The sequence below is a fragment of the Nonomuraea sp. NPDC049758 genome, from assembly GCF_040674635.1.
GTDB lineage: Bacteria > Actinomycetota > Actinomycetes > Streptosporangiales > Streptosporangiaceae > Nonomuraea.
In genome coordinates this window covers 51,813-68,044 of record NZ_JBFAMZ010000004.1, presented here as the reverse complement: position 1 = coordinate 68,044, position 16,232 = coordinate 51,813, and the positions used below count along the sequence as shown (strand labels likewise).

The following is a 16,232-nucleotide window of genomic DNA, read 5'->3' as shown; positions in this document are numbered from 1 at the left end:
CACGAGCTGAAGTCGCTTCACGCCCTGTAAATACCCATTTGATTGTCTAAGAGTCCTCATGCGGAGGTACCGTGTGCCTGATGTCGGCGGACCCTTTCGTGCATCCGGCCCTCTTCTATCGAGGTGACCCGGAATATGTGGCTGCCACCACGGCTTTCGTGCGCGAGGGGCTGGCCGCCGGGGAGCCCGTGGCGGTGGCCGTGCCCGCCGCGAACCTCGCCAAGATCGAGGCTGGGCTGGGCGCCGACGCGGCCAAGGTGACCCTGCTCGACATGGGCGTGGCGGGCCGCAACCCGGGGCGGATCATCCCGGCCGTGCTGCGGGCCGTCGCCGACCGGCATCCTGACGAGCACGTACGGATCATCGGCGAGCCGATCTGGCCCGGCCGCTCGGCGACCGAATACCCGGCCTGCGCCCAGCACGAGGCGCTGATCAACCTGTCGTTCGCGGGGCGGCGCGTCACGATCCTGTGCCCGTACGACCTGGCAGGGCTGACGCCCGAGGTGCTGCGCGAGGCCGAGCGCACCCACCCGGTGCTGCGCGACGCCTCCGGCGAGCGGACCAGCCCCGGTTACGCGCCCGACGAGGTCGTCGCCCGGCACAACCAGCCGCTCCCCGAGCCGGCCGCGTGCGTCTCGCTGCGCTTCGACCACACCAACCTGGCCTCGGCCCGCATCCTGGCGGCCGGCCAGGCCGAGGCGGCGGGCTTCGGGGACGACCGGCTCGACGACATCCGGATCGTGGTGGCCGAACTCGGCGCCAACAGCCTCGACTACGGCGGCGGCGCCGGCCTGATCAGGGTCTGGATCGAGGACGCGCGGCTGGTCTGCGAGGTCGCCGACGGCGGTCACATCACCGATCCGCTGGCCGGGCGCCTGCCCGTCGAGGCACGCCGCTCCGGCTCGCGCGGCCTGCTCATCGTCAACCTGCTCGCCGACCTCGTACGCGTCCACAGCCGCCCCGGCGCGACCGCGGTCCGCGCCTATTTCGACCTGCCGGCCTCCCTGGTGTAGACATCGGAGGATGATCCGGCTGCGGCCCATGCGGGCGCGCGACGCGGGCGAGTCCCATCGCGTCGCCACCAACCTGGAACTCTTCTTCGACCTGTGCTTCGTCGTCGCGGTCTCGTTCGCCGGCTCCCAGCTCCACCACGCGCTCAGCGAAGGCCACCTGGCCGAGGGCGTCCTCGGCTACCTGACGACGTTCTTCGCCATCTGGTGGGCGTGGATGAACTACACCTGGTTCGCCTCGGCCTACGACAACGACGACTGGCTGTTCCGGCTGACCACGCTCGCCCAGATGGCGGGCGTGCTGGTGCTGGCCGCCGGGGTGCCCAGAGCGTTCCAGGAGCACGACTTCCGCGTGGTCTACGCCGGATACGTGATCATGCGCCTGGCCATGGCCGCCCACTGGCTGCGGGCGGCCTGCGGCGACCGTCCGGGCCGGCGGACGGCCGTGCGGTACGCCGCCGGCATCTGCGTCGCGCAGGTCGGCTGGATCCCGCTGCTGGTCGTGCCGGGGGAGTGGTACCTGGCGGCGTTCGCGTTCGGCGTGCTGCTGGAGCTCGCGGTGCCCGTGTGGGCCGAGCGGGGCAGCCCGACCGCCTGGCACCCGCACCACATCGCCGAGCGGTACGGCCTGTTCACGATCATCATGATGGGCGAGAACGTGCTGGCCGCCACGGTCGCCTTCCAGGCCGAGGCGCGCACCGCCGGCCTGCGGCCCGAGCTGATCGTGCTGGCCCTGGGCGCGCTGGTGATCGCCTTCGCCATGTGGTGGCTCTACTTCGACCCGCCGACCGCCGAGATCCTCGACTCCACCAGGCACGCCCTCCTCTGGGGGTACGGCCACTACGCGATCTTCGCGGCGGTCGGGGCGTTCAGCGCCGGGGTCGAGGTGAGCATCGACCACGCGTCGGGCGCGTCCCACCTGTCCGCCACGGGCGCGGCGCTGGCCGTGTCGGTGCCCGTCGCGGTGTTCCTGTCGATGCTCTGGCTGCTGCACGTGCGGCCCCACCGCTACGGCCCCGCCGACAGCGCGGCCTTCCTGGGCGCGGCCGTGCTCGTGCTGCTGTCGGCGCTGACGCCGGCGCCGATCCCGCTGACGGCGGGCGTCCTGGTCGCGCTGGTGGTCGTGACCGGCGCGACCAGGCGCACGGCCTAGCGCTCGACCTCCGACATGTTCGGGTAGCGGGCGCCCCGGACGGCGTCCGCGGGCACCGCCCTGGCCAGGGCGTCGAGCTGCTCGGCGGTCAGCGTGACGTCGGCCGCGGCGGCGTTCTCCTCCAGGTACGCCAGGCGTTTCGTGCCGGGGATCGGCACCACGTCGTCGCCCTGGGCCAGCAGCCAGGCCAGCGAGAGCTGGGCGGGGGTGATCCCGGCCTCCTCGGCGATCTCGCGCACCCGCTCGACCAGGCGGGCGTTGTGCTCGGCGTGCTCGCCGGACATGCGGGGCAGGTGCTTGCGGAAGTCGTCGTCGGGGAGCTGGTCGGCGCTCGGCAGCGCGCCGCCGAGCAGACCGCGGCTGATCGGCGAGTACGCCACCAGCGCGGTGCCCAGTTCCCTGGCCGCGGGCCGGATCTCGGCCTCCAGACCCCTCGTGAACAGCGAGTACTCGCTCTGCAGCGCGGCGATCGGGTGCACGGCGGCGGCCCTGCGCAGCGTGTCCGCGCTCACCTCCGACAGCCCGAGATGGCCCACCTTGCCCTGCTGGACGAGCTCGGCCATGGCGCCGACCGACTCCTCGATCGGCACGCCGGGGTTGCGGCGGTGCATGTAGTAGACGTCGATGTGGTCGACGCCGAGCCGCCGGAGCGAGGCGTCGCAGGCCGCCCTGATGTACTCGGGGCTGTTCTCGACCGTACGGGTGCCGTCGTGGCGGTTGATGCCGAACTTGGTCGCCAGGACGACCTCGTCGCGGCGGTCCTTGACGGCCCGGCCGACCAGCTCCTCGTTGTGGCCGCGTCCGTACATGTCGGCGGTGTCCAGAAAATTCATGCCAAGGTCGAGGGCGCGGTGGATGACGGCTATCGACTCTTTCTCGTCGCCTTGGCCGTAGAACTCCGACATGCCCATGCAACCCAGGCCGAGGGCCGACACCCGCGGGCCGCCGGTCCCCAGAACGCGCGTCTTCACATCCGCTCCCGATAATTGTCGATCTTGTGGTCGAGGACGTCCATGTCCGCGCTCAGCTCGGCGATCCTGGCCCGGACGCGCTCGCGGTGCAGCTCCAGCATGGCCAGCCGCTCGGCGGAGGTGTGCTCGCCCATCCGGCGCAGCTCCGCGTAGCGGCACATGTCGGCGATGGGCATGCCGGTGGTCCGCAGCTTGGTGAGGAAGTCCAGCCAGCGGAGATCCGCCTCCGCGTAGTCGCGATGCCCGCTGACGTTGCGACCGACCGAGTGGATGAGCCCGATGCGCTCGTAGTAGCGCAAGGTGTGGGCGCTGAGACCCGAACGCTGGGCGGCCTCTTGGATCGTCATGTCTCCAGAGTCACCCTTCGAGTGCACTCCAAGTCAAATCGGGGGTGCCGCCGACTGCACCCACCCTGAGGAGGCAGACCCTACCCAGGGTCGTCTTCCCGCAGGTCACGGGCTCGTCCCCCGACCTTGCCGACCAAGGTATTAGGGGACGGATCAGGGCCCGCTGGGGGCTCATCTCCGATGCCGGTCAAGGCCGCCTTACGCGAGCTTTAAGGCATGAAGGGATTGCTTGTCAGCGGATTCACGGCCATCGGCACCGGAGCGGGCGCGATGCTCACCTTGCACGCCGAGGCGGGCCTCGACCCGTTGCACAGCGTCATCAGCGAGTACGCCTTCCAGGCGTCCGGATGGCTGCTGCCGGCCTCGCTGACGCTGTTCGCCGTGGGGTCCGGGCTGATCGCCGAGGCGCTGCGCCGCTCGGGCGCCAACCGCTGGGTCGTCGCGCTGCTGGTGGCGTGGGGGGCGAGCATGTTCCTGATCGGTGCCTTCCCGACCGACCGTCCCGGGGTGCCGCTCTCGTTGTCCGGAGGCATCCACCGCTACGCCGCCTTCGCCGCCTTCCTGGTGATGCCCGCCGCGGGGTTCCTGCTGGCCAAGGCCAGGATCCGGTACGCCACAGCGATGCGCGTGCTGAGCGGCGTGGCCCTCGGGGCGCTGTTGCTGGTCGTGGTCCCGTACGTGGTGCGCATGTTCGGCATCCCCCTGAGCAACGACGACATCCCGGCGGGCCTGACCCAGCGCGTGGTGGTCGTGACCGAGATCGGGGTGCTGGCGCTGGCGGGCCTGTCGATGCTCAGGCCGGCGGCGCGGCGGGTGTCGGCCGTGCTGGCGTGACGCCTGGCCGGTTCGCGAGGGGTGGGATGATCTTCCCGCCCCTTTTCGCGTGAGAACGGTTCGCTCCTGGAAAGAGGGAGGGCTCTGACCTCGCCCAAGGAGCTGTGAAGATGACCATTTTGATCGCCTACGACGGTTCGGACGACTCCAAGGCCGCCATCGCGTTCGCCGGGCGGGCCGTGCAGGACAGGTCCGCAGTCGTGCTGACCGTCTGGGAGCGGCTGGCGATGACCTCCGCCCGCGCCTCGGCCGGGCTCATGATGACCCTCGACAACACCGCGGCCGAGGACGAGGCGATCGGCCAGGCGATGACCGAGCTGGCCGGGCACGGCGCCGAACTGGCCCGCGAGGCCGGCCTCGACGCGACGCCGCGGTGCGACCTGGACTCGGTGGCGGTGTGGTCGACCATCGTGGACGTCGCCGACGAGATCGACGCCACCCTCATCGTCACCGGCACGCGAGGACTGGGCGGCGTGCGATCGCTGCTGCTCGGCAGCACCTCGGACCGCGTCCTGCACCACGCCCGGCGTCCCGTGCTGGTGGTCCCGGGCCCCGAGGCGACCTCCTGACGGACCCGGCGGCGAGGATGTCGGTGGCGTGCGGCAGAGTGGGGCCCTCGGGATCTCCTGACCGGTGACCCGCTCAAGGGCGGTGGAGGGGGCGGCATGGCCGAGGGCCTGGCGCGGCGGCTGGGCACCGGCGACGCGGTCGTCGTCGGGCTGAGCGCGATGATCGGCGCGGGCGTGTTCGCCGCCTTCGCCCCGGCCGCCGCCGCGGCGGGCGGCTCACTGCTCGCCGCCCTCGCGATCGCCGCCGTCGTGGCGTACTGCAACGCGACCTCCTCGGCCCGCCTGGCAGCCCTCATTCCCGAGTCCGGCGGCACCTACGTCTACGGCCGGCGGCGGCTCGGCCCGCTGTGGGGCTACCTGGCGGGCTGGGGCTTCACCGTCGGCAAGACGGCCTCGTGCGCCGCGATGGCCCTCACCTTCGGCTCGTACGTCGCCCCGGGCGCGGCCCGGCCGCTGGCCGTCGCGGCGGTCGTCGCGCTCACGCTGCTCAACCTGTTCGGCGTCCAGCGTTCGGCTGCGGTCGCCCGGGTGATCGTCGTGCTCGTGCTCGCCGTGCTGGCCGCGGTGATCGTCGCCGGGCTGGCGGGGGCGCGGCCGCCCGGAATGCCGGGCGCGGGGCTGCCCGGCTCGGGCCCGTGGGGCGTGCTCCAGGGAGCCGGGCTGCTGTTCTTCGCGTTCGCCGGATACGCCAGGATCGCCACGCTGGGGGAGGAGGTGCGCGATCCGGCCCGTGCCATCCCGCGGGCGATCGGCATCGCCCTCGGCGTCACGCTCGTCGTCTACACGCTGGTGGCGGTGGCCGCCCTGCGCACGCTCGGGGCGTCCGGGCTGGCCGGGTCCCCGGCGCCGCTGGCCGACGTCGTGCGCAGGGCGGGGGCGGAGTGGCTGGTGCCGGTCGTGGAGGCGGGGGCGGCGGTGGCCTCGCTCGGGGCGCTGCTCGCGCTGCTGCTCGGCGTCTCCCGCACCGTGCTCGCGATGGCCAGGGAGCGTGACCTGCCTGGCGTGCTGGCCGCGGTCGACCCGGAGCGCCGGGTCCCGCGCCGGGCCGAGGCGGCGGTCGGGGCCGCGGTGGTCGTGCTGCTGCTGGTGGCCGACCTGCGCGGCGCGATCGGGTTCTCCTCGTTCGGGGTGCTGGTCTACTACGCGATCGCCAACGCCTGCGCGCTGACCCTCTCGCGGGCCGAGGGCGCGCCGGTCAAGGCCGTGCCGGTGCTCGGGCTGGTGTTGTGCCTGGTGCTGGCGTTCACGCTGCCGCTGGCGTCCGTGCTCGCGGGGGTGGCCGTCTTCGCCGTGGGGCTGGTCGTCTGGGCCGTACGCCGTCGCGCGAGCGGCTCACGGGCGTAGACTGGCCGTGATTCCTCTCGACGATGGCCCGGGCGTGCCGACGAAAGCGCCCTTCCCGTGAACGTCCGCGTAAGGAACCTCCGCCCGGCCGCATGAGCGGCATCCGGGTGCGCACCCGCAGAGAGCTCCAGGCCCAGCGGCGGCGCAGGCGGCCCCGGTGCCTCGGCCATCTCACCGTCGCCCCCTTGTGGCCCATGCACGGCGTCAACCTCGGCACCCTGCTGCGCACCTGCGACGCGGCCGGCGCGTGCCTGGCCGTGCCCCGCCTGCCCTGGGTCCCCGAGGCGCTGGCCAGGGGGAACACCCTGCGGGCCGGAGCGTGCGTCCACTGGGTCGCTCCGCTGCCGTGGCTGGCCTCCCGGCGCGACCGCGTGCTGGGCGTCGAGCTGGCCGAGAACGCCATCAGGCTGGCCGACCTGCCCATGGCCCGCGAGCCGACCGTCGTCGTGCTCGGCCACGAGGCCACCGGCATCCCCGGCGAGGCGCTCGACCTGCTCGACGCCGTGGTCGAGATCCCGATGATCGGCACCGGGGCCAGCCTCAACGTGGCGGTGGCCGGGTCGCTGGTGCTCTACAAGCTGGCCGGGCTGACCTGACGCCGGGTACGATGCCGCGGCCAGAGCCCCTGTTCCCGCGCCTGACCCGGTGAATCCCGACATGTGCCGACACGCCGATCGGGCTTCGCGGTGGACGGTTGACGGTGCGGCAGGGGCGGCCTACGTTGGGCGCACTTACTGACCAGTTGGTATGGAGGTCCCATGCCCACCGTCGAGACCGTCCGGGGCCCGATCGACGTCGAACGGCTCGGCCAGACGCTGATGCACGAGCACGTGTTCGTCGTGGCCGCCGAGCACGTGGACAACTACGGCCAGGGCGCCTGGTGGGACGAGGAGTTCCGGGTCGCCGACGCCATCGCCAAGCTCGGCGCGGTGGCGGCCAAGGGCGTGCGGACGATCGTCGACCCGACGGTGTGGGGCCTCGGCCGCCACATCCCGCGCATCCAGCGGGTGGCCGCCGAGGTGCCCGGGCTCAACATCGTCGTCGCCACCGGCCTGTACGCCTTCGAGGAACTGCCCCACCAGTACGAGCACCGCGGCCCCGGCCTGTTCCTCGACATGCCCGACCCGATGATCGACGACTTCGTCCGCGACCTCACCGAGGGCATCGCCGACACCGGGGTGAAGGCCGCGCTGCTGAAATGCGTGGTGGAGCACAAGGGGCTGACTCCCGGCGTCGAGCGCATCTGCCGGGCCGTCGCGCGGGCCCACGTGCTGACCGGGGCGCCGATCATCGTGCACACGAACGCCTTCACCCAGAGCGGGCTGCTCGCGCTGGACCTGTTCGCCAAGGAAGGGGTGAACCTGGAGAAAGTGGTCGTCGGGCACGCGGGCGACAGCAACGACCTCGATTACCTGATGCGCCTGGCCGACACCGGCGCGACGCTGGGCATGGACCGGTTCGGGCTCGACGTCTACAACCCGACCGAGCAGCGCGTCGCCACGATCGCGGCCCTGTGCCGGCGCGGATACGCCGACCGCATGGTCCTCAGCCACGACACCGCCTGTTTCATGGACTACTTCGGCGGCGCATGGGACGAGGCCAGAAACACGCTCGCGCCGAACTGGCGCTACGATCACATTCACGATGACGTTTTGGCCGCACTGCTCGGCTCTGGTGTCACCGATGACCAGATCGAACAGATGCTGGTGTTCAACCCGAGACGCTACTTCTCGTAAAGTGGTCGAGAAGTGACGACAAGTGGGAAACAACGCGGGTAGGTGGAGCTGGGTGACTTCGGAGCAGGCTTTGTCGATCAGCCTCGGACTCCAGGGCCCCTGCGTCATCGCACGCCTGACCGGGGATTTCGACTTCGGGTCCGCGGCCGAGGTCCGCGACCGGGTCACCAAGGCGCTCGACCTCACCCAGCCGCCGCTCCTCGTCATCGACATGCAGGCCGTCAGCGTCTGCGACTCCTCCGGCCTGTCCGTGCTGGTCTACCTGCACAAGGCCGTCACCGCCTCCGGCGGCAAGCTGCTGCTGTCCGGTCTGAACGGCCGGTGCAAGCACCTGTTCGCGATCACCGCGCTGGACAAGTTCTTCGACATCCGCAGCACGGCCGAGCTGGCCATCGCCGAACTCAACGAAGCCGGGAATTCGCCGCCGTTTACCGGGTAGTTGCCGGTGCATGTCGGCCGCAGAGCCCGACCTGCTCGGCATGTACCTGAAGCAGATCGGAAAGAACCCCCTGCTCTCCGCCGCGGACGAAGTCGACCTCGCCCGGCGGATCGAGGCAGGACTGTGCGCGGGCCACCTGATCGAGCGCGGCGCCGCGACCCCGGAGCTCGAAGCCGTCGTCCGCGACGGGCGGCGGGCCAAGGACAAGCTGATCAGGTCCAACCTCCGCCTGGTCGTCGCCGCCGCCAGACGGTACGCCTTCCGCGGGCTGCCGCTGCTCGACGTCATCCAGGAGGGCAACCTCGGGCTGATCAGGGCCGTGGAGAAGTTCGACTACACCCGCGGGTACAAGTTCTCGACGTACGGGATGTGGTGGATCCGTCAGGCCATCGAACGCGGCATCCACGACAAGAGCCGCACCGTACGGCTGCCCATCCACGTGGCCGAGGACCTGTCGCGGCTGCTCAGGGCCGAGCGGCAGCTCGCCGCCGACCTGGGCCGCGAGCCGACGGACGGGGAGCTCGCCGCATCGGCGGCGCTCACCGCCGGCCAGGTCGCCGCGTTACGAAGGCTCGGTCAGGAGGTAATCAGCCTGGACCTGCCGGTCGGCGAGTCCGGCGAGAGCCGCATCGCCGACATGATCGCCGACGAGGACGGGGTGGGGGTGCAGGAGATCGCCGAACGCCGCGCCATGAGCGCCGACGTCCGGGACGTGGTCACGTCGCTGCCGCCGCGCGAGGCGGTCGTCATCAGGCTCCGGTACGGCCTCACCGGGCAGAAGGCGGAGAGCTACAGCGAGATCGCGGACCGCCTCGGGCTCACCAGGGAACGCATCAGGCAGTTGGAGAAGCAGGCGCTGAAACGCCTCCGCCAGTACAGCCCCCTCCTGGCCTGGGCCTCCTGATCCTGGCCTGGGCCTTGTGATCCTGGCCTGGGCCTCCTGAGCGCCCGCCCCCGAATGCCATACTCCCTGCCGACCCGCTTACCTGCCCTTTTCATGCTCATGTGCCGCCCCCGGACAGTGGGCGTCGTGGCGCGGCCGCCCGGACAGCGGACGGGGGCCGAGCGTGTGCTCGGCCCCCGTTCTCCTCGGCTCTTGGGTCAGGCGGTGACGAGGAGCGCGACCCCGATCAGCACCGCAACCGGGACGAGCCACATGACGGCCTCGACAGCGAACTCCTTGTACATCGCGCAAGTCTCCCTCGAAACGCCCAAGTGGGGCACTGCTAAACGTCACTGCGCAGCATAGCCGCCCCCACCCCCGACTCGATCCACCCACATCCCGGCCGCCGCCCCCACGCCCCTAGGAGGAGCTCACAGCTGTTGACGGGCTCTTCGGGACGAGCCTGCTCAAAGCTGCTGGCGGGCGATGCGTTTGCCGAGCCCCGCCAGGGACTCGTCGGCCATCAGGGCGGGCAGCCGCGGGGCGTCCACGTCGATCTGGTGCAGAACGGCGGGATGGGCGCCGTTGAACCGGCTCCACGCCCGGACCACCTCCGGCATCGCCGCCACCGCCGTGTCCGACAGGATGGCCTCCCTCGGCAGCCACGACGTCAGGAACTGGCTCACCCGCGCCGGACTCCACCAAAGCGGACGCTCACCAACGAACTCCGCCAACTTCTCGAACGCCTCCCGCGCCCCCGGCACGTCGGGCAGATCGTGGAAATCGGCCATCGTGCCGTCGGGCGCCTGCCGTACGAGCCCGGGCACGGCCAGGGCCCGCGCGATGGCCAGCGGACGGACGGCGGGCAGCGTGTCGGCCACCTGAGCCCCCATGATCCGGTCGCCCAGCTCGAACGCGTCCAGCACCCGTCCGGCCACCACCCCCGGCTCGGCCGGGCTCAGGCCCAGGTCGTCGAGGAACTTGACCTCTTCGACGACGGCGTCCACCGCGAGGCCGCCGTTGGGCTGGTCGATGCCGACGACGAGGATGTGCGGCTCCTTGCCGTTCGCGTACCTGAAGGACAGGACGGCCAGGGTCTGCTCGCCGTAGGAGTCGGCCTTGCCGTACCAGGCTCCTTCGCAGGTCACCTGCCCCATGCGACGCACCCATCCGGGCAGCCCGAGATCGGCCTCCACCGTCCCGGCCACCTCCACCCCCAGAACCCGCAACACCCCCGCCTCCGGCCGCGCCTCGGATTCCGCCTCCGCACCCGTCTCGGATTCCGCCTCCGCTCCTGTCTCGGATTCCGGAGAGGATTCCGCCCCAGGCCATCCGGTCCTGTCGACCGCGGCCAGGGCGGCGAGGGTGAGACGCGACTCAGCGCTGCCGTCCTCGGCCAGCTCGTGCAGGAACGGCCGCACCTCATCGGGCTCCAGAGCGGCGGTGAGCCGGGCCGCCCAGAGCTCGGTCCGCAGCGGCGAGCGCCAGCGAAGCAGGTCGCGGGCTTGGCCGACAGCCATGGAAAACACAGTTGTCCTCACCCTCCGACCGTATCGCCCCCACCGGAAACCCCCCGCCCAGTAGGTGGCTGGGTCAGCTTGCACGGTGGGCTGGTGCCCGAGGCGGCCTCATGGGGGCGGTGGCTGGGCCGGCTTTGGACGGTGGGCCGGTGGCGGGGCGCAGCCCTGACGGGGGGCCGGTTGTGGGGCCGGCCCGCCGTCAGGGGGTGAGGTCAGCGGTTGTCGTTGCCGAGGCCTGCCTTGCGGAGGGCTTCGGCCATCGCGCCCATGGGAGCCGGACGGTCCTGGCGGCGCTGTCCGCCACGCTGACCGTCGCCGCGGCCCTGGCCACGACCGCTGTCGCCACGACCACCCTGGCCGCGACCGCCGTCACGACCGCCGTCACGACCGCCACTGCCGCGAGCACCGTCACCCCGGCCGCCGTCGCGGCCGTCGCCGCGGGAGCCGCCGTCGCGGCTGCCCTCGCCACGGGGGGCGGAGCCGTCCCGAGTGCTGCCGTCGCGGCGGGGCTCGTTGCGGGAGCCGTCCGAGCGGGCGCCCGACTTGCGGGGCGGGCGGCCCTCCGAGGACGGCTGGGTCCCGTCGTCCTCCAGGCGGAGGGTCAGGGAGATGCGCTTGCGCGGGATGTCCACCTCAAGGACCTTGACGCGCACGATGTCGCCCGGCTTGACCACGTCGCGCGGGTCCTTGACGAACGTGTGGGACATGGCCGACACGTGGACCAGGCCGTCCTGGTGGACGCCGATGTCGACGAACGCGCCGAAGGCGGCCACGTTGGTGACCACGCCCTCCAGGATCATCCCCGCCACCAGGTCGGAGATCTTCTCCACGCCCTCCTTGAAGGCCGCCGTCTTGAACGCCGGACGCGGGTCGCGCCCAGGCTTCTCCAGCTCGCGCAGGATGTCGGTGACGGTCGGCAGGCCGAAGGTGTCGTCGGTGAAGTCCTGCGGCCGGATGGTGTGCAGGGCCGAGGTGTTGCCGATCAGCGACTTGAGGTCGGTCTGGACCGAGCTCAGGATGCGCCGGACCACCGGGTAGGCCTCCGGGTGCACGCTGGAGGCGTCGAGCGGGTCGTCGCCGCCCGGGATGCGCAGGAAGCCGGCGCACTGCTCGAACGCCTTGGGCCCGAGCCGCGAGACGTCCTTCAGCGCCGTGCGGGTGCGGAACGGACCGTTCTCGTCGCGGTGGCGCACGATGCCCTCGGCCAGCGTCGAGCCGATGCCCGACACCCGCGTGAGCAGCGGCGCGGACGCCGTGTTGACGTCGACCCCGACCGCGTTGACGCAGTCTTCGACGACGGCGTCGAGCGAGCGGGAGAGCTTGGACTCGGCCAGGTCGTGCTGGTACTGGCCGACGCCGATCGACTTGGGGTCGATCTTGACCAGCTCGGCGAGCGGGTCCTGCAGCCGGCGCGCGATGGAGACCGCGCCGCGCAGCGACACGTCGAGCTCGGGCAGCTCCTGGGAGGCGTAGGCCGAGGCCGAGTAGACCGAGGCGCCCGCCTCCGACACCACGATCTTGGTGATCGACGGCATGAGCTTGACCAGGTCGCCGGCCAGCTTGTCGGTCTCGCGCGAGGCGGTGCCGTTGCCGATGGCGATGAGCTCGACGCCGTGCTTCTGGGCCAGCGCGCCGAGCACGGCCAGCGACTGGTCCCACTGGCGCTTGGGCTCGTGGGGGTAGATGGTGGCGGTCTCGACGACCTTGCCCGTGGCGTCGACCACGGCCACCTTCACGCCGGTGCGCAGGCCGGGGTCGAGGCCCATGGTCGCGCGGGTGCCGGCCGGGGCGGCCAGCAGCAGGTCGCGCAGGTTGGCGGCGAACACGCGCACCGCTTCGTCCTCGGCGGCCTGCCACAGGCGCATGCGCAGGTCGATGCCGAGATGCACGAGGATGCGGGTGCGCCAGGCCCAGCGCACGGTCTCGGCCAGCCACGTGTCGGCCGGACGCCCCTTGTCGGAGATGCCGAACCGGGCGCCGATGCGCAGCTCGTAGTCGGCGGTCTCGTCGGGCTCCAGCGCGACGTTGAGCACTTCCTCCTTCTCGCCCCTGAACATCGCCAGGATGCGGTGGGAGGGCAGCTTGGTGAACGGCTCGGTGAAGTCGAAGTAGTCGGAGAACTTGGCCCCGGCCTCCTGCTTGCCCTCGCGCACCTTCGACACGAGCCGGCCGCGGCTCCACAGCCGCTCGCGCAGGTCGCCGATGAGGTCGGCGTCTTCGGCGAACCGCTCGATCAGGATCGCCCTGGCCCCTTCGAGGGCCGCGCCGGCGTCGGCCACGCCCTCGGTGACGAATTCCGCGGCGACCGTGGCCGGGTGGAGCGTCGGGTCGCCGAGCAGCTTCTCGGCCAGCGGCTCCAGGCCGAGCTCGCGGGCGATCTGCGCCTTGGTGCGCCGCTTGGGCTTGTAGGGCAGGTAGATGTCTTCGAGCCTGGCCTTGGTCTCGGCCGCCATGATCTGCGCGCGCAGTTCGTCGTCGAGCTTGCCCTGAGACTCGATCGACTCCAGGATCGCCGCCCTGCGCTCGTCGAGCTCGCGGAGGTAGCGCAGCCGTTCCTCGAGCGTGCGGAGCTGCGCGTCGTCGAGGGCGCCGGTGACCTCCTTGCGGTAGCGCGCGATGAACGGCACGGTGGCGCCGCCGTCGAGCAGATCGACCGCCGCCTGCACCTGCCCGTCGCGCACGCCGAGCTCTGCCGCGATCCGCTGGTGAATAGAGAGCACTTGCCTGCCTTTCGATGGTCCCGCCGGTCAATTGTGCAGGACTACGCCGTCTTTCATGACCAGAGTGCGCCGAGGGTGAACGACCACGGCCTCTCCGGGGCCGCTCGCGGGCACCACGACGAGGTCGGCGCGGTCGCCCGGAGCCAGGCCGTAGCCGGGTAACCCGAGGGCCAGCGCGCCGCCCACGGTCGCGGCCTCCAGGGCGAGCTCGATGTCCTCGTCGCGGCGGAACGCGCTGCGGTAGGCGAGGTGCATCGCGCGCTCCAGCATGTCGCCAGAGCCGTAGGGGCCCCACAGGTCGCGGACGCCGTCGTGGCCGCAGGCGACGGTGACGCCCGCGGCGTGCAGCTTCTTCACCGGCGGCACCGGGTAGCTGTAGACGGCGGCGGTGGCGATGGCCACGCCCGCGTCGACGAAGCCCTGGATCAGGCGATCCTGGGCGGCGTCGCCGAGCTCGCCCAGCGCGTACGCGTGGCTGACCGTGACCCGGCCGCCGAGCCCCAGCGCCTTGGTGCGCTCGGTGATCAGCTCCAGCTCCCAGCCGCCCAGCGAGCCGCCGTCGTGGAGGTGGATGTCGATGCGCGCGCCGAACCGGTCGGCCAGCCCGAAGATCAGGTCGAGGTGGCGCACGGGATCGCGGTCGACGCCGGCCGGGTCGAGGCCGCCGATCGCCTCGACGCCGCCTCGGAGCGCCTCGGCCAGCAGGTCGGCGGTGCCGGGGTTGGTGAGCACGCCGTGTTGCGGGAAGGCGACCTGCTGCACGTGGACGGGGGAGCGGGCGGCGGCCTCGCGCACGGCCTCCACGCCCCGCAGGCCCACGGACGGGTCGATGTCGGTGTGGGTGCGCACGTGGGTGGTGCCGGCCTCGCTCATCCGGGCCAGCAGCGCGGCGGCGCGCTCGGCGCTCGGCACCCCCAGCTCGGCGCGGCGGCCTAGGTCGTTGGCGATGCGGCCGGCCAGCGAGTCGTCGGCCGAGTGGGGGATCCAGGGGCCGCCGTAGAGCGTCTTGTCGAGATGGCAGTGGGCGTCGACGAGACCGGGCAGGACGAGCTGACCGGACACGTCGAGGACGAGGGCGCCGGGCGCGTCGAGGGACGGGCCCACCCGGTGGATGCGGCCGTCGCGGACGAGCAGGTCGGCGGGGAACGCGAGCCCCCAGGGCCGCCCGCCGCGGATCAGCACGTCGGTCATGCCCAGCACCCTAGAGGGCGGCACCGACGATTTCCGTGCCCCCGGACGTGAGGATCGTGAGCCGCCCGCGACGGCGCACGAGGCTAGTCGGGGCGGGTGGCGAACAGCTCGAGGTGGTGGCAGGAGCGGCAGCGGTAGGCATCGATCTCCCACTTGGGACGGCCCATCAGCCGGGCGCCGCCGAAGATCCCGCGTGACAGCGCCCCCTCGACCCAGCGGGCGTACCCCCGGGAGTGCTCACCCTGGTCCGCGACGAACCCGGGTTCGAGCCCCTCCGCGCCGCAATGCGTGCACCGTAAGTTGTCCATGCCGAAGAGCCTAGATCTCCGCGAGGTGCGCCACGTTGGCCACGTCGGCCGGATCGGTGCTGGGCCGCCCGCCGAACCAGGCGTCGAGGATCTCGCCGAGCACGACGTCGGAGGTCAGGCGGAGGCTGAGGGCCAGCACGTTGGCGTCGTTCCACCTGCGCGCCCCGTCGGCGGTGTAGGCGTCGGCGCAGAGCGCGGCCCGCACGCCGGGCACCTTGTTGGCCGCGATGGAGGCGCCCGTGCCCGTCCAGCAGCAGACCACCGCCTGGTCGGCCCGGCCCTCCGCGACGTCTCTGGCGGCCAGCTCGCAGGCCCACGCCCAGTCGTCGCGCTCGCCGTCGTCGAGTGCGCCGTGGGTCAGCACCTCGTGACCCCGCCCGCGCAGCTCGGCCACGATGCGCCCGGCCACCCCGTCGTTGCTGTCCGCCGCCACCGAAATCCGCATGGGCCCATCTCTACCAGCAATGTGGTGACGGGTGCGGGGATCGAACCCGCCTGGAGCGGCTTATGAAACCGCCGGGCACACCAGCGCCCCCACCCGTCTGGAACGGGCCGGGGGCCGCCGACTCAGCGGCGGGAGCCCCCGGACGGGTGCGGCATGCGCATTCGCCGGATGACGAGCCGGCTGACCAGCTGGATGACCATGGGCACGAGCATGCCGCCCGCGCCCCCGGCCCCGCAACGCGTTTTCTCAGGTGTACCGGGCGCGCATGCGCTCGCAGAAGTCGTCCGACAGCTTGGTCATCAGCCTGGACAGCTCGACCCGCTCCGGCTCCGGCCAGTCGGACAGCACCTCCTCGAACCACTCGGTGGTGACCCGGCGGCACCTGCTCGCCACCTCGGCCCCCTCCTCGGTGAGCGCGATGCGCCAGGCCCGCCGGTCGTCGGGGTCGCGTACGCGCTCGACCAGCCCGCGCTGCTCAAGGGCCGCGACGTGCCTGGTCACGTGCGGGCTCTCGACCTGCAGCCCCTCGGCGATCATGCCGATCCTGCGGGGCTCGCCCGCGTCGAGCAGGTAGACGATGATCTGCACGTCGGGCCGGTCGAGCCGGATGCCGGCCGCCTCGGTGAGCCATTCGTGGGTCTTGGCGCGGTTGAGCGTGACGACCAGCCGCCGGAAGGCCGACACCGTCCTGTTGAGATCTTCGCCCATCTGTTTGCTTACCTAACTTACGTATGTATCATCATTGCTCGGTTACTTACCTAA

At 71.9% G+C, this 16,232-nt stretch carries 17 protein-coding genes and 1 tRNA gene; 9 read left to right on the top strand and 9 right to left on the bottom strand.

Going from position 1 to position 16,232, the window contains the following annotated elements; genetic code table 11:
• Positions 1-80: 80 nt before the first annotated feature.
• Both AB0J46_RS11695 and AB0J46_RS11690 read left to right on the top strand, forming a co-directional pair.
• Positions 81-1,013: an anti-sigma factor RsbA family regulatory protein gene (locus AB0J46_RS11695; RefSeq protein ID WP_364329784.1), complete on the top strand. Its 933-nt coding sequence runs from the start codon at positions 81-83 to the stop codon at positions 1,011-1,013.
• Between the two features lie 10 nt (positions 1,014-1,023).
• Entirely contained in the window at positions 1,024-2,163 is a 1,140-nt protein-coding gene (locus tag AB0J46_RS11690; RefSeq protein WP_364329781.1) for a low temperature requirement protein A, read from the top strand.
• Here the strand turns inward: AB0J46_RS11690 and AB0J46_RS11685 are convergent.
• Positions 2,160-3,134, bottom strand: coding sequence for an aldo/keto reductase (locus AB0J46_RS11685; RefSeq protein ID WP_364329778.1), 975 nt, complete (start codon positions 3,132-3,134; stop codon positions 2,160-2,162). The genes AB0J46_RS11690 and AB0J46_RS11685 overlap by 4 nt on opposite strands.
• Positions 3,131-3,481, bottom strand: a complete 351-nt coding sequence (locus AB0J46_RS11680) for a MerR family transcriptional regulator (RefSeq protein WP_364329775.1) — start codon at positions 3,479-3,481, stop codon at positions 3,131-3,133. The genes AB0J46_RS11685 and AB0J46_RS11680 overlap by 4 nt, the downstream gene beginning before the upstream one ends.
• A gap of 216 nt (positions 3,482-3,697) precedes the next feature.
• Between AB0J46_RS11680 and AB0J46_RS11675 the strand changes: the two genes are divergently transcribed.
• From AB0J46_RS11675 to AB0J46_RS11645, 7 genes are all read left to right on the top strand, one after another.
• Positions 3,698-4,315, top strand: a complete 618-nt coding sequence (locus AB0J46_RS11675; protein WP_364329772.1) for a DUF998 domain-containing protein — start codon at positions 3,698-3,700, stop codon at positions 4,313-4,315.
• Positions 4,316-4,425: 110 nt separating this feature from the next.
• On the top strand, positions 4,426-4,884 hold the full coding sequence (locus tag AB0J46_RS11670; protein WP_357699338.1) for a universal stress protein: 459 nt from the start codon (positions 4,426-4,428) through the stop codon (positions 4,882-4,884).
• A gap of 96 nt (positions 4,885-4,980) precedes the next feature.
• Positions 4,981-6,228, top strand: coding sequence for an APC family permease (locus AB0J46_RS11665; protein WP_364329769.1), 1,248 nt, complete (start codon positions 4,981-4,983; stop codon positions 6,226-6,228).
• 92 nt (positions 6,229-6,320) lie between these two features.
• Positions 6,321-6,824 (top strand): TrmH family RNA methyltransferase, encoded by a 504-nt coding sequence (locus AB0J46_RS11660; RefSeq protein ID WP_364329766.1) that lies wholly within the window; start codon positions 6,321-6,323, stop codon positions 6,822-6,824.
• A gap of 162 nt (positions 6,825-6,986) precedes the next feature.
• Positions 6,987-7,964 carry a phosphotriesterase-related protein gene (locus tag AB0J46_RS11655; protein WP_364329763.1) on the top strand — a complete coding sequence of 326 codons (978 nt, stop codon included), beginning with the start codon at positions 6,987-6,989 and terminating at the stop codon, positions 7,962-7,964.
• 52 nt (positions 7,965-8,016) lie between these two features.
• On the top strand, positions 8,017-8,403 hold the full coding sequence (locus tag AB0J46_RS11650) for an STAS domain-containing protein (RefSeq protein ID WP_352327166.1): 387 nt from the start codon (positions 8,017-8,019) through the stop codon (positions 8,401-8,403).
• Positions 8,404-8,413: 10 nt separating this feature from the next.
• Positions 8,414-9,307 carry a sigma-70 family RNA polymerase sigma factor gene (locus tag AB0J46_RS11645; RefSeq protein ID WP_364329760.1) on the top strand — a complete coding sequence of 298 codons (894 nt, stop codon included), beginning with the start codon at positions 8,414-8,416 and terminating at the stop codon, positions 9,305-9,307.
• Positions 9,308-9,753: 446 nt separating this feature from the next.
• Here the strand turns inward: AB0J46_RS11645 and AB0J46_RS11640 are convergent, their stop codons facing one another.
• From AB0J46_RS11640 to AB0J46_RS11610, 7 genes are all read right to left on the bottom strand, one after another.
• Positions 9,754-10,806 (bottom strand): hypothetical protein, encoded by a 1,053-nt coding sequence (locus AB0J46_RS11640; RefSeq protein WP_364329757.1) that lies wholly within the window; start codon positions 10,804-10,806, stop codon positions 9,754-9,756.
• A 212-nt stretch (positions 10,807-11,018) separates the two neighbouring features.
• Complete coding sequence (locus tag AB0J46_RS11635; RefSeq protein WP_364329754.1) at positions 11,019-13,526, bottom strand: Tex family protein; 2,508 nt, start codon at positions 13,524-13,526, stop codon at positions 11,019-11,021.
• A 27-nt stretch (positions 13,527-13,553) separates the two neighbouring features.
• Positions 13,554-14,717, bottom strand: a complete 1,164-nt coding sequence (locus AB0J46_RS11630; protein ID WP_364329751.1) for an amidohydrolase — start codon at positions 14,715-14,717, stop codon at positions 13,554-13,556.
• A gap of 83 nt (positions 14,718-14,800) precedes the next feature.
• Positions 14,801-15,025, bottom strand: coding sequence for a hypothetical protein (locus AB0J46_RS11625; protein ID WP_352328727.1), 225 nt, complete (start codon positions 15,023-15,025; stop codon positions 14,801-14,803).
• A gap of 10 nt (positions 15,026-15,035) precedes the next feature.
• Positions 15,036-15,470, bottom strand: a complete 435-nt coding sequence (locus tag AB0J46_RS11620; protein WP_357978224.1) for an RpiB/LacA/LacB family sugar-phosphate isomerase — start codon at positions 15,468-15,470, stop codon at positions 15,036-15,038.
• A 22-nt stretch (positions 15,471-15,492) separates the two neighbouring features.
• Positions 15,493-15,568: transfer RNA gene (locus tag AB0J46_RS11615), tRNA-Met, on the bottom strand.
• A gap of 148 nt (positions 15,569-15,716) precedes the next feature.
• A complete protein-coding gene (locus AB0J46_RS11610) occupies positions 15,717-16,178 on the bottom strand; it encodes a MarR family transcriptional regulator (RefSeq protein ID WP_364329747.1) in 462 nt (153 codons plus the stop codon).
• Between the last annotated feature and the right edge of the window lie 54 nt (positions 16,179-16,232).